Annotated in this window: 9 protein-coding genes; 1 reads left to right on the forward strand and 8 read right to left on the reverse strand. The window is 36.6% G+C overall.

Features of this window, described 5'->3' with window-relative positions:
* Positions 1-11: 11 nt before the first annotated feature.
* The 7 genes from ACHZAX_RS11210 to ACHZAX_RS11240 form a co-directional block, all read right to left on the reverse strand.
* Positions 12-566, reverse strand: coding sequence for an RNA polymerase sigma factor (locus tag ACHZAX_RS11210; protein WP_320019184.1), 555 nt, complete (start codon positions 564-566; stop codon positions 12-14).
* A 326-nt stretch (positions 567-892) separates the two neighbouring features.
* A complete protein-coding gene (locus ACHZAX_RS11215; RefSeq protein WP_320019185.1) occupies positions 893-2,059 on the reverse strand; it encodes a redoxin domain-containing protein in 1,167 nt (388 codons plus the stop codon).
* Between the two features lie 326 nt (positions 2,060-2,385).
* Complete coding sequence (locus ACHZAX_RS11220) at positions 2,386-3,816, reverse strand: RagB/SusD family nutrient uptake outer membrane protein (protein ID WP_320019186.1); 1,431 nt, start codon at positions 3,814-3,816, stop codon at positions 2,386-2,388.
* A 19-nt stretch (positions 3,817-3,835) separates the two neighbouring features.
* Entirely contained in the window at positions 3,836-7,381 is a 3,546-nt protein-coding gene (locus tag ACHZAX_RS11225; protein ID WP_320019187.1) for a SusC/RagA family TonB-linked outer membrane protein, read from the reverse strand.
* Between the two features lie 112 nt (positions 7,382-7,493).
* Positions 7,494-8,693 (reverse strand): FecR family protein, encoded by a 1,200-nt coding sequence (locus ACHZAX_RS11230; RefSeq protein ID WP_320019188.1) that lies wholly within the window; start codon positions 8,691-8,693, stop codon positions 7,494-7,496.
* Positions 8,694-8,769: 76 nt separating this feature from the next.
* Entirely contained in the window at positions 8,770-9,330 is a 561-nt protein-coding gene (locus tag ACHZAX_RS11235) for an RNA polymerase sigma-70 factor (protein WP_101307818.1), read from the reverse strand.
* Positions 9,331-9,668: 338 nt separating this feature from the next.
* Entirely contained in the window at positions 9,669-12,014 is a 2,346-nt protein-coding gene (locus ACHZAX_RS11240) for a TonB-dependent receptor (protein ID WP_320019189.1), read from the reverse strand.
* A gap of 201 nt (positions 12,015-12,215) precedes the next feature.
* Between ACHZAX_RS11240 and ACHZAX_RS11245 the strand changes: the two genes are divergently transcribed.
* Positions 12,216-12,968, forward strand: a complete 753-nt coding sequence (locus tag ACHZAX_RS11245; protein WP_101307820.1) for an NYN domain-containing protein — start codon at positions 12,216-12,218, stop codon at positions 12,966-12,968.
* A 129-nt stretch (positions 12,969-13,097) separates the two neighbouring features.
* Here the strand turns inward: ACHZAX_RS11245 and ACHZAX_RS11250 are convergent, their stop codons facing one another.
* Positions 13,098-14,384: an alpha/beta hydrolase-fold protein gene (locus ACHZAX_RS11250; protein ID WP_320019190.1), complete on the reverse strand. Its 1,287-nt coding sequence runs from the start codon at positions 14,382-14,384 to the stop codon at positions 13,098-13,100.
* Between the last annotated feature and the right edge of the window lie 48 nt (positions 14,385-14,432).

A 14,432-nucleotide genomic window follows, 5' to 3' on the forward strand; every position in this document is an offset into this window, starting at 1 on the left:
GCTTATTGAACTTAGGATAATAAAAGCAATAAAAGCCAATGAATACCCTTTAACCGGCCTCGTAAGAATTTATAGCCTCTTTGCTTCAGGGTTTTTACTGTATTCACAGAAACACCTAAATCTGCAGCAATTTCTGGATTGGTCAAGCCATTCATGGTCATAACAATCACTTTTCTTGATTGTGGTGATAAATCTTTAATGGCCTCGTAAATTTGAGAATGAACTTCCTCCTCAATAATAGAATCTTCCAAATACCATTGGGAAGATAAAGCAATAATATCTGCTTCACTTTTATCTTTTACAGATTGGTGGCGCAAATAATTTAAACAAGCATTTCGAACAGAAGAATACAAATAACTTTTTATCGCATTAATGTTGGAAATTTCAGCTCTTTTTTTCCATAGGCAAAAAAAAGATTCCTGCACAATATCATCACAAACATCACTGTCTGTAATAAATTTTCTGGCAAATCCACACAATGGATGATAGTGATTCTCGAATATGCTCTTGAATACCGATCGATTTCCTTCCGCAAATTGCTTTATCAACAGACTGTTATTTCCCATTGAGAATCAAAATTAGAAATAGAAATGGGATTTCCAAAAAAGAAAGAGGATTCACAAAAAACAAGTCTGCCCTTTTCTATTGCGCAGCAAGAATCATAAAAACATAAAAAACAACACCCTTGTTTATTACCTGATATTGTTTCAATAAATACCTATACTAAATATTGGCCATTACACTTTTCTTCATCTCTCATGCTTTTTTACTTGGATTGCTTAGGGAAACATATTAACCGGCTAAAATCTATTTCTTTTACTCATAAAAAAGCACCTCCAAAATGGAGGTGCTTTAAACGTATTGCCTACGTATTGGTAAAAAATAAGTCTGCTTACTGAAAAAGTTCTTCCAGTTTCTGATCCAATGCTTCTCCTCTCAGTTTATCATCCATTACTTTTCCGGTTGATGCATCCACTAAAAATATGGCAGGAATTGTTTTCACAAAATAAAGATCATCTACTCCCTTTTCGTTCAATAAATTTGGCCATGCCATTTTTTCTTTGTCTAAAGCTTTTAGCCAGGCAGCTCTGTCTTCATCTCTGGAAATACTAATAATTTGCAGCCCTTTCGAAGCATACAATTCGTACATGTGTTTCAAATTTGGGATCTCTCTTCGGCAAGGACCACACCACGATGCCCAAAAATCAATCAAGATGTATTTTTTGCCTTCTATTAATTCTGAGGAGTTAAAAGTTTTTCCTTCCCGGTCGGCCAAGGTAAACTCCGGAGCTTGTTTATTTACAACTCTTTCCGGATAAAGTTCCTTTTTCACCAATTGCCCGTAGTAAGAATTTTTAGCGGCCTCCGAAAATTGTTCATACAAGGGAATTTGTTCATCAGTAAAATAACTCATCGACTCCAACATCACCAAAGGTCCCCACCAAGAATCTTTGTTTGCCAAAATAGCCTCATTACTAGTTTTCTCTACACTAGTAAAAAAGTCTTTTTCTGCTTGAGCAAAAGCTTTGTAATCATCTGTATTTCTTAACGAATCTGCAATAGCTTTACTTTTAGCATTTCTTACGGCGGCTAATATCGCATCATGATCTTTGTAATATTTTTCGTGTAGTGCACCGAATTTACTTTTAAATGCCAATTTCTCCATATAAAAATCATTTGCCTTTGAACCACTTACCTGAACATCAGAAAAATCAACAAAAATTCCATTATTACTTTCCTCGAAAACAGCCTTTGCTTTTAAGCTGATCTTTGAATTTTCAAGCATAATGCTTAAACTACCATAATGATCAGCTACTTTAAGATAAAATAAACGAGGTTCTTCCAGTTTACCTGAAAATTCAAATTTTCCGTTGGTCGCAATTGCACTGGCAACAGGTTCTTCTTCATTATGTGTTGCAGCAGGTACCAATTCTACTTTTGTTCCCTCTTTCAGTCCGCTTATTTCACCACTTAAGGTATAGTTTGCATCAGTTTGCGCACAGGCTGTGGTCATTAAAACACACAGAACAACAATTACTCCCAAAATACTTCGTTTCATTTGTTTTTATTTAAATTATTTAAATACTAAAGCTGATCCTTAATTTCAAAACCATTACAAATTATCTATGATTTGTAAGCTTAATCAATCAGCAAATTTAAAACCTATTGTCTTAAGGTTTTAAATTTATTCTTAGTGTTTTTTTGTAGAAAGTCCAATCATACCAGAGGGTGTCCAAAAAGGAATATTTTGTATTGGATTGTCATGTTGAGCGAAGTCGAAACATCTGTTTTTCAAAATGAAAGATTCTTCGTCCCGATTCATCGGGATCAGAATGACATTAAAATTCTGCTTTTAGGACACCCTCAGGTTAGATACTACCTATTTTAACGGGGAGTGTTTTGCACCAATGTTCCATTTCCCGGATTACTGGTAGCTCCCATTGGGAAAGGCATTATCCACATGTGCGAATCAGGTGACAATTCCAAACTTTGATTGTTGAAAACTTTGGTTAAAGTTTGTGCATAATTCACATCCTTATTAAAACGTCTCATGTCCCAAAATGGGATGGCTGTCTGCACGTATTCATTTGCTTTATCTTTGCGGATATAAGCGATTGCCTCAGCTGTTGAGGAAGCTGTTAAATCAGCATATTTATCGCCGAAAATTCTGGTTTTACGAACTGTATTTAAGCTTAGCATGGCTTCATCCAAATTGGCTTGTCCGCCTTTACGGGCCAAACACTCTGCTTTGATGTAGTACATTTCGGGAGTTGTAATTCCCCCGGCATTAAATTTATCGGATCGTATGCCAATGTAAATGCTATCCGGAGCCTGATACTTTTTCTTCCACTTTGAGGCAAAACGGGCATCACCATCTTCAAATTGTGCCGCTCTCACTATGGTAAGCGCTGCATTTGTTCCCGATTGTCCAGAATTTTTATAGGTACTGGAACCATATCTGAAAATGTAATTCTCAGGACTGTTCATGGTTTTGGAAGGATAACTTGTTGACCAATCGCCTTCTTTTTCAATCTGCTCTTTGTTTTCAGCGTAGTATTCCTTCCAATTAAACAATTGATTGTTTTGATCCAAAGCATTCTGTGCATACTTCAGAGCACTATCATAGTCTCCCATCTGCAAATAAACCCTTGCCAGCATTGCATACCCACAAGCTAAATTCGGGTGCAGCAAAGTTGCACTCTCAATAGGTAGATTGGCAATTGCATCTGTTAAATCGGTCAAAATGAATTCGTACATTTTTGCAATGCTAATCTGCTCCGAAGGTGCTCCCATTTCGGCACTGGTAATTAAGGGAACAGATAATTTTGTTGCAGCCGATGCTTCATCATACTGTTCTGAATAATAATTGGTCAGATGAAAGTAATTCATTGCCCGCAACACCTTAGCCTGAGCAATCAATTCCAGCTTTTCGGCATCGCTTGCCTCGGTTGCATCAGGAACATTATTGATAATTAAATTCCAATATGAAATGGCCTCGTAAGAATAATAGTAAGCAGCTTCATCCGAATTGTTCTGAATAATACGATCCTCATTTCCCAACCAATTGTAATTGATGGAAGTCAAAGAAATGTAACTCAAATCACTTGGCCGCTTGTAGACATCATTCAACAGATTAATGGCTTGTGCCGCATCATTTAAATGATTGTATTCATTACGAATAAATGCCTCATAATCAGCTAAACTTGTGGGTATTTTCTCTCCTTTGGGCAACACGTCCAGGTAATTGTCGCAAGACGAGAACAGCATGGATACTAAAAGGCTGACAATTGCGATGTATGATATTTTAAATTTCATAATTCTCTTGTTTTAACTGTTAAAAACTTAAATACACTCCTCCTACAAATGTGGGTCTTTCCTTAGCACCCAACATATATTCGGCTTTCTTCTCGAAAGCAAAAGTCTTTAGATTTTCTACATTAAACTGAACTCTTGCACTCCCTAATTTTAATTTATTGCACCATTCTGAAGGCAGGTGATAAGCCAATGAGATGTTGTTTATCTTCACATAAGAGGCATCCAACACATGAATATCAGAATAATTGTATAACGACTCGCGATAATAATTATAGTCCGTATGATTGCCTGAAAAAAGCAAACGGGGAACATCGGTACTGTTTTCATCTCCTGCTTGTTTCCATCTGTTGCGAATGTCTTTGCTGGTTACTCCCATTCCATTGTTAATTGTAGGTACATTTGTATTGCGAAGCTTATGTCCTCCAGCGTAAAGTAACAAAACAGAAAGATCAAAATTCTTGTACGAAAAACGATTCATGATGGAACCACTATACTTAGGAACTGTGGTTCCACTGAAATGAATGTTATCCATATTGGTGTAATCGGTAGACGTTTTATTTCCCTCTGCATCGTAAATCTGAGGCTCTCCCTGTTCATTCAATCCTGCCCATTTGTAGGCATAAATTCCATTATAAGCAAAATCTACTTTTGGGAAAGCCTGAGGGTAATCCAGTTGCAAAAAATAAACAGGTGCTTCCACATTAATTTTGGTCACCTTGTTTTTATTGTATCCCAAAAGAAAACCTGCATTCCAGCTAAAATCTTTTCCTTGTATGATATCTCCCTGTAAATTTACTTCGAATCCCTTATTCTCCATTGATCCATTGTTAAAGGCAAGTGTACTGTATCCAAAACCTTCGGTAGGTATTCCTTGCTGATTGGCTAACAAATCCACACTCTTCTTTTTATAAACATCAACAGAACCCGATAATCGATTGTTCAACAATGAAAAATCAACCCCGGCATTAATCGTTGTGGTTTTTTCCCATCGCAAATTTGGGTTTGGCGGTGAGGAAATGTTACCATAAATACCCCCAACTAAAGAACTGGTATAATAATTTGCAGTTAGGTAAGGTGCAGCATCTTTTGCAATGTTCCCTCCAATACCATACGAGGTTCTTAGTTTCAGCATGTTTACCCATTCTACATCAAAGAAATCTTCTTTGTTCACGTTCCAATTGGCTCCAACCGACCACAATGGTTTGTTCTGGTACTTGGAGTTGGTTCCCCATAGATTGGAACGGTCCCAACGAATACTACCCGATAAGGTATATTTATTATTGTAGCTGTAGGCTGCATTCGAATAAAAAGAAACAAACCGGTTAACCAACTCTTGTTGGCTGGCCAGATCACTATTATTTAAATAAGCCCATGAATTCATCAGACCGGAAAAGCCGCCTGTCAGTAAAGGTTGGTTCAAATACTGAGAAGTCAGCATATCTGAGTCATAACCATAACGCGTTTGATCACTATATTCCAGTTTGCTGTGTCTTGTCTCCGATCCTACAATCCATGTAATTTGATGTTGTTCCTGAAAAGTTTTGTTCAAATTCAATTGTTGTCTGAAATTGTATGAATTTGAGAAATGATTGCGATCGTAGTAAATGTCTCCTTTGGGTAGGTTATAAACAGCAGTTCCATTTGAATTGCTTGCAAATTTATTAATGGTTGTGCGGGTTGAATAGGATTCCAGTTCATTTAAACGATGATAACGACTTACTCCATATTCGTACTGAAACATCGTGTTATAACTTAACCAAGGTGTTAATTTCACATCTAATTTGGCGTAGGTTCTGTTGCTAAACTCTTTTCTTTTCCCAAGCTTTCTACCCAATTCATCAAGTGGAGTCAAGTCCAAACTGTATAACCCGTAATTCGCAACATTATCTCGAACGGTTTTATTCACTTGCGAAGTTACTGTTGCAGGATTTCCATTATCGTCAACCAAACGATCATAAGGAGAAGCTGTGAATCCAGCATAATAGGATGAAAATAAATCGTATGTTTGCTCGGTCGCATTTTTGTAATTGATATAGACACCAACATCTGCTTTCAGCCATGAAGTAATTTGTAAAGAATTCATGATGTTTAATCCGAGCTGATCACTTTTGGAATAAATATCCTCTTCTCTGTTCTTTTTATAAGTTGCCGAAAGTTTAAAATTATTCTTTTCTGTAGCTTTACCTACACTTAAGTTGTACTGCTGATAGAACATATCGCATTTAGCGTATTTGGCAACATCGTCGTAGAACTGAAAGCCTCTTGATGCAAGTTCTGATAACTTCGCATTGGCATCACTTTCTGAAATTGCACCTGAATACATATCCAACAGAACATCTACCCCTGCACTTGGCCATTTGTAATTGTTCCGACGATTGTCAGCTTCTGCCTGAGCGCGAGCCAGCCCATTATTTAATTCCGGATTAGAGGCTGCCCATTCTTTTTCCAACTCAATAACATCAGCCGAATTGGTTAAATTTCCAGTATAATAATCGTAAGGTTTCCAAGTAACTGTACTGGAAAAATCAACCTGAACTTTTCCTTTTTGAGCTTTTTTGGTTACAATAACCACCACTCCATTGGCAGCTCTGGCTCCGTAAATCGAAGCTGCTGCTGCATCCTTCAAAATGGTAATGCTCTCAATATCTTCAATATTAAGGTCTGGTGTATTTTCTGTAACATTTCCATAATTATCAATGCTTGTATTCTCAACGGGAAAACCATCAATTACATATAAGGGAGAAGCCATAGCATTCATGGTCGATACACCACGAATAATTCCATCGGAATACCCAGCGATCTGACCTTCCAAAACATCAGCCAGGCTATTCAATCTTCTACTCTCAAGAGTTTTACTGGTCACCTTTGCAAAAGATCCTGTAGAGCGCTCTTTGGAAATGGTTTGATAACCTGTTACTACAACTTCATCCATTTGCTCTGAGTCTGCCTGAAGTGTAATATTCAGTAATACTTGTCCATTGTAAGCAAGCTCCTGTGGAAGCATTCCTACAAAAGAATATACCAAAACAACATCCTCATTATCAAAAGAAATTGTATAGTTACCATCAATATCAGTAGCTGCACCAATTGTGGTTCCTTTGATAACAACAGATACTCCTGGTAGAGGAGTGCCATTTTCATCGGTAACAGTACCATGTACCTCCTTCTCCTGCGCAGATTCATCAAGATTGGGTTTTGGAGGTGCCGGCATCAGAAGAATTACTTTATCTTCAATTTTGTAAGTAATTTTCGTTCCTTTCAAACATTCGTTTAGAATTTCTTCTACATGCGATCCGTAAAATTCAGTATTGTTAATTTTAACGCCTTCAATTTCATCATCCGAATAAAGAAAATCAAATTCACTGTTGTTTTTAACTTCCTGCATCATATCATAAATGTCCGCATCTTTAAACTCAACCGTAAAAGTAGTTTGCTGAGAATATACACTTGCAGAAATCTGCAAACTGGCTGTTAAAATTAAAAAACCGGTGATTTTCATAATGCGAATTAATTTCCGAAGCTCTTCCCCGAGAGGAAAAACTTTGTACAAGACTAATTTTTTCATAAATTTGTTTTGGTTAGATTAAACATTGTATTCCAATGGAATACTTTATTTGATTTTAAGACAGGGGATGTTGCCGCACTCCCTGTTTTTTTTTCATTTCGGGTTTTAGGGTTTACTTCTTTTTAATTTGAATAATATTATTTTTTATATCAAAGTTAATATTTGTTGTTTGCTGCATTTTCTCCAAAATATCATTGATATTGCCGTATCTGTCAATTCTGGCGCTAAAACGCATATTTTTCAGCTCATTACTTTGGAAGAACACTTTAATATCATACCAGCGCTCTAACTTTCTCATAATATCGTTTAAACTCTCTTTTTCGAAAACAAACTTTCCGTTTTTCCAGGCAATAAACCTGTCAACATCTACTTCTCTGGTTTCAACACTTTTTGAAAAGCGATCGTAATCGGCCTGCCGGCCAGGACTCAAACCCACTGATGTGGTTTTTCCAGATAATTCTTTTGCTTTTAGGCTTACAGCACCTTCAACAAGGGTCGTTTGTATGCTTCTCTCGTCGGGATAGGCCATAATATTGAATTGTGTTCCTAAAACTTTTACCTCAACATCGTTTGCATCAACAATAAAAGGTTTTCCTGCATCTTTAGCCACCTTAAAGTACACCTCCCCCGAAATTTTCACTTTTCTGGTATTGCCAATAAACCGAACAGGATAACGAATTTCAGACTTTGCATTCATCCAGACTTTTGTTCCGTCGGACAGGGTTAACTGATATTCACCTCCTACCGGAGTTACTACCACATTTTCAGCAATACTTTCCGGTTCGGTATCAAGAGTATTGGTCTGATAATTTAAACCCAGACTGTCTTTTTCGATTACAGAACCGTCAGTCTCTCTTATTAAGTCCTTCTGCTGCTTCTCTAAATCTACAATTCTTCCATCTGAAAGATACAACTGAGCCTTTGTTTCTCCTGGTTTAATTTCAATAGCTGCCTGCCCCAGTCCATCTGGTTGGGTAACATCAGTTAAATACAACATGTATACTGCAAGAGCTAACGGCAAAGCTAGTATGGCGGCATAACGAAGTATTGTTGTGAAATTTATTTTCTTGCTTTTTTGTCTGAATTGAATCTTCCAGTCTACCTTTTTACGGGCTTCTTCCAAATTAAAAGTCTGATACCTCTCCAAGCGGTTAAAATCAATTCCTTTTTCTCTTACCGATGAAAGGATCTCATTTTTATCTTCCTCTTTTTCGAAAAGTATCAATTGTTTTATTTCAGCATCAGACAATTCACCGACAAATTGTTTTGCAAGTAGTTGAGCTAGTTTAATATGTTCCTGTGTGTTCTTCATTTCTTCTTCTTGTATAAATTAGAACACCCAACTTAAAAAAGAGGGTGAAGAATGATTAAGAAAAAGATACAAAAATTTACATCCACATGATATACATTACGATATCGAAGATATTTTGAAGTTTGGAACGGAGTGTTTTGTAAGCAATACGTTTTTGTGTTTTTACCGAATTTACAGAAATCCCAAGGTCATCAGCAATTTCCTGATTTTTTAAACCCTGCATGCTTAATTGTAATATTTTCTTACACTGCGGAGGAAGCTCATCAATAGAATTGGCAATAATACGACTTGTCTCTTCTTCTACCACCTGCTTCAAAAAATAGGTTTCCGATTCAACTTGATGAACCTGCTCGGCCTCGTACTTTCGTTTTACCTTTTCGTGACGTATGGAATTCAAGCAAGCATTTCTGGTAGCCTGATATAAATATGCTTTAATGGCATTTAAGGAATCAAAATCATCAAATTTAGCCCACAATTTCACAAATACTTCCTGAACCAAATCTTCTCCTTCACTCGAAACTATCAAAAACCGCTCGGAGAATAAACAAAGCCCGGCGTACATTTCATTAAATAATGAATTGTAGCTTAGTGATTCATTATTATCGATAATAATAATTTTATCAGGGGATTGGTTCATTGTGTGGTTATTTTAGCAACAAATTAATATTAATTTTTTAGTCTTTCCAAGTCCCCTTCTTCTTTTCCCATTTGCAAACACCTGTTTATGTTCTGTTTTTATATACATAACACAAACATCACATATCCTAATAATTATATAAAAAAGCGAGCTTGTTTACCCGTTTCACAGGCAAAGAAAAAGGATCGTCAACTGGGTGGTTTTCGCTGCAATTTAAAATATGATTCAGCTAAAATTATTTACATAAGAGAACTACCTTTCACCCTGATATCCCGGAGTATTATTCATCTCTTTAATTTCAAAATAAATTCGAAAAAGGAGAACAAACTTATCATTCTTTAAAAATCTATAACAAAACCAATGGTGGGAATTGGCCGCCCATCTTTCTTTCCAACCTGAACCAGATGATGAGGCTCAGTTACATTTCCCATATCATTTCTTTGAAGAACGTATTCGGGAGCCTCCGGTGAATTACGCATCAGCAGGTTTTGTATTTCAAAAAACAACTCCAACGAAAGTTCTTTAAAATTCCACTTTTTATCGATTCGCACATCCAGCTGACTGAATACGCCCAATTTTTCTTCCCCCAACCGGTTGTAATCCAAAACAATATCCGGGTAACGGACAGTCGTTTCCTCGATATTTGTTGGAACAATTGGGGTTTCGCCTGCGAATCGATAACGAGCACTTACTTCCCAGTTTTTCCTGAGTTTGTATCCTCCTGTAAAAGAAACCAAATGCCGGCTGTCCCACACCGATGGTAAATACTTACTTCTATCGAAGCCGGTAAATTCGCTGTAGAAAAAAGTATAGGAGAAAATACCATAAAAACGATGGCTCAACTTCTGCTGAAACAAAAACTCCAGACCATAACTTCTCCCTTTACCAACTGATTTTACCTCTTCGTTTCCCAGCACATTAAAATCGGCTCCTTTATTTGCCAATGAAACCTGATCGCGAACTGAAACGGGATAATCTTCGTAACGTTTGTAAAATCCTTCCACACTAATATTTGAAGAAGGCCCAAAAATTCGCTCGAAACCCAACACATAATGATCGCTTCGGGTATAATCAATATCCTTATTTGAGAATACTTCATTTTGCTTATAGCCTAAAATGGTATAGGGTGGTAACTTGAAATAACGGCCTGCACTTGCCTTGATCTTCCAATCGTCGGCAAATTCGAAGGACAAAGCCAAACGAGGCGAAAATGTGGAAAGCAAATCATTGTCCTGCGTAAAACTATCACCATCGGTTCTAAAACCAAATGAGAAATCAAGTTTCTGATCGAAAAACGATTTAGTGGCATTGGCAAACAAACCGTACTTCAAAAAATCAATTTTGGAATTGTATTGAAAACCTTCATTACTATCGATGGTCTTATTTTCGTAATCGCTTCTCTGCACATTAAAACCACCACTTAGTCTCCATTCCTTAATATAATAGGTTAAACTGTAACGCAGTTTGGTTTCCATTTCGCGCGAATCATTCTTAAAATACAAATCCTTCTGATTTTCATTGTCCTTGTATCTTGAAAAATCATTGACCAATAAGTTGTTGCTTATGGTAGTTTGCATGAAACCTTTCCTACTCTTAAAGCGATTCTTCCAGCTAATTCCTATTGTATTGGTACGTTGTTCAATGAAAGGTGTTTGGTCTAATGAAGACTGTTCATTTTCATCAATAGTTCCGGAGGCATCAATTGCAAAATCGTCAATAGAGCCCAAGCCAATTAAATTAACTGTATTATACTGATCTATTTTATGAGTGATTTTGTACTGATAATCCCAATAATCGGGACGAATAGGAAGACCGATGAGCTTAAATAAAAATTGTAAATACGATCGGCGTGCAGAAATTAGATAACTCGTTTTGCTCTCCTTGTTTTTTCCTTTAAAAAGAGGCCCTTCGTGAGTTAAAGCGGCCTCGCTGGCACTCAAGCGAAAGTTAGTATTGTGTTTTAGGTTGTTTCCCTCCCGTTGTTCAAACTGAAGCACCCCTGAAAGCGGATTATCATATTGACTGCCAAAAGCAGATGTTGCCAAATTTACATTATCAATAAAGGATACATTTAAAATCCCCACCGGACCACCTGAACTACCTTGAGTGCTAAAGTGATTGATATTGGGAATCTCTACTCCATCCAAATAGTAAACTGATTCGTTGGGTGCGCCTCCGCGAATAATTAAATCGTTGCGAAAACCACCTGGTGAGGGTGAAATTCCAGGAAGCGACTGCGCAACACGAACAACATCGTTATTTCCTCCGGGATAAGTTGCAATTTCTACTGCACTAAGCGTTTGAGTAGAAAGCGGTGTTTCGCGGGGTCGTGTTACTTTATTTTTATTGGATATAATTACTTCGGATAAATTTTGACTTTGTTCCAAAAGGGTAAAATTGTACAATTGATTTCCTACCGATTTCACTTCAATATTATAGCGGGTTTGACTATCATAACCCAGATAGCTTACCACCAAATTATAAGTACCCGGTTTTATATTCTCGATTTTATAGTACCCGTTGACATCGGAAGTAGCTCCATTGGTAGTATTTTCGAGATACACCGAAGCTCCAATCAAAGGAAAATCCATTTTGTCTTTTACGTATCCGGTGATTTCAGTTGTAACTTGCGCTTGAACTGAAATGGCCAATAAAACCAGGTAAAGTATAATAAGTTTCTTCATTAAATCATTGTTCGTGACATCATCTGAAATATCAAATAAAAATAACATCCCAAATAAAAAATTAATTTCATCCTTAGAAGATAAGTACTTTTATTGTTTTTCTATATTCGCCTACACCATAAAACCAGATAATGCTAAATATTTAGACGTATAATCACATACAATTCCTTACCTTAGTCGTACTATTAATTACAAAAAATTATGAACGAAACTAATGATTTGAACCTTGCGGTTCTGATTGATGCCGATAATATTCCCTATTCGAACATTAAAGGAATGCTTGATGAAATAGCCAAATTAGGCACTCCAAGCATCAAACGCATTTACGGCGATTGGACAAAACCTACTGTTGCGGGCTGGAAACCTGCCTTACTGGAACATGCAATTACTCCTATTCAGCAATACTCCTACACCACCGGAAAAAATGCCACCGATTCGGCAATGATTATTGATGCCATGGACATTTTGCACAATGGCAAAGTAGACGGTTTTTGTCTGGTATCAAGCGATAGTGATTTTACCCGGCTGGCTACAAGGCTCAGAGAATCCAGAATGCTTGTTATTGGCATTGGCGAAAAGAAAACGCCAAATCCTTTTATTGTTGCCTGCGATAAATTCATTTATATCGAAATTATTAGTGGCAAAAAGATTCGCGAGAAGAAAAAAGAAGCCGCTGCAAGTCCTGCCGAAACTCAGAAATTTGATAAAATAGACAAGCAGTTTCTTAACCTTCTGATCAATTCGATTGAAGACATTGCCGACGACGATGGCTGGGCTTTTCTTGCAGAACTTGGTTCTTTAATTAACAAGAAGAAACCTGATTTTGATCCCAGGAACTACGGATTCAACAAACTCACCCCTTTGCTTAAATCGATGCAGCAACAGTTCGAAATTGACGAACGGGATAGTGGCAAACGAAATATCAAACATATTTTCGTGCGGATTAGAGAGTAATAATTCTTATAGAAGATTTACAGCGAATTGAATCATAAGCTATTCTGAAAACGAAATGAACATTAAAAAAAACTCCTTTGACCAAATCAAAGGAGTTTTTTAATAATATTGTACTAATGGATGTTATCATTAGTCATAGTTACTTTTTCTCATTTTAAGCCCTTCTACTCTTTTCTTATAATAATCACTGCCACTTAATTCAAAAGCTTTGGTTACATATTTTACCGCATTGGTTAAGTCCCCTTTTGTCTCATAATATTCAGCCATAGAATCGAAGGCATTCGCACTTTCGGGATAATATTCTATGGCAAGTTCAAAATACATTTTTGTTTTTTCGAGCTGTTCCATCTCCATATTCATATAGCCTGACATATTTAAAAGTTCTTCCGGATAAGGAGGTTCAAAATATCCAAAATGGTCTTTGAGCTTCTTTTCCCTGTATTTTATTATGCTGAGAAGCTCTTCTTTTGACGTGTCAAATGAGTTTATTTTATCGGTATTTTCCATTTGGTACCATTCAAAAAGCGAAATCAAACCATCCATAATAGAGGGAAAGGGAATTGTGCCATGCAAATCTCCGGGATAAAATTTCCATTCGAAAGACAGTCCGTTTTTAGCATTTTGCCTTAGCTCGTTTGAAAAGGCAATATTCGAACGGGCAAACAAAGTGAATTCTGTTGTGTCTTGCATTACATTGTCCAAAGTAATCTTTGAATTTTGCATGTGCAATTGTCCCCCTAAAGACATAAATAAAGATTTGTTTTTATATGTCTGAGTGGCAAGTAATCCTTGTGCTTCTTTCAATAGTTTTTGATCGTCCCAATCCAGGCTTGGGTCTATGGCTAAGTAGTTGGTAAACAAATTTGGATGATGAATTAGTGCATTAATGGCAAACAAACCTCCATACGAATGACCAATTAATGTTCTAAAATTGGTAACAGGATATTTATTCTCGATAAAAGGAATAAGTTCCTTTTCAAAAAACTCGACAAAATGATCAGCCTCTCCATTTTCATCGTTAAACGGCATTCCATATTTTGTTGATATAGTTGAGGTCGTTAAATCTCTTATCCTGTTTTTAGCATTGGAAATTCCTATTAGTACCATTTCAGGTGTAAAGCCTCCGCTATAATAGTTTTGCACATCACTAAGCGTAGGTAGAAATATTTCTCCGTCTAAAATAAAAACTACGGGATATTTTTGATTTTTCTCAGGATTGTAACTGACTGGTAGTTGTATGTAAATCGTTCTCGACTCGTTTAGTATTTGGGAATAAAGACTATCTACAACACCTACTTGCTGTAAAAACTGTTGATTTTGATTTGCCTGAGCTTTTACAAATTGTTGAAAGAAAACAACGAATCCTACTGCCAATCCTATTTTTAATCCACTTATCATTTTGTTGTTCTTAATCATTCCTATTTTTTTTTAATTGAGATTAATAGCTGATGTGAATTTTTGCAG

Source organism: Labilibaculum manganireducens, assembly GCF_963665805.2.
Classification (GTDB): Bacteria; Bacteroidota; Bacteroidia; order Bacteroidales; family Marinifilaceae; genus Labilibaculum; species Labilibaculum manganireducens.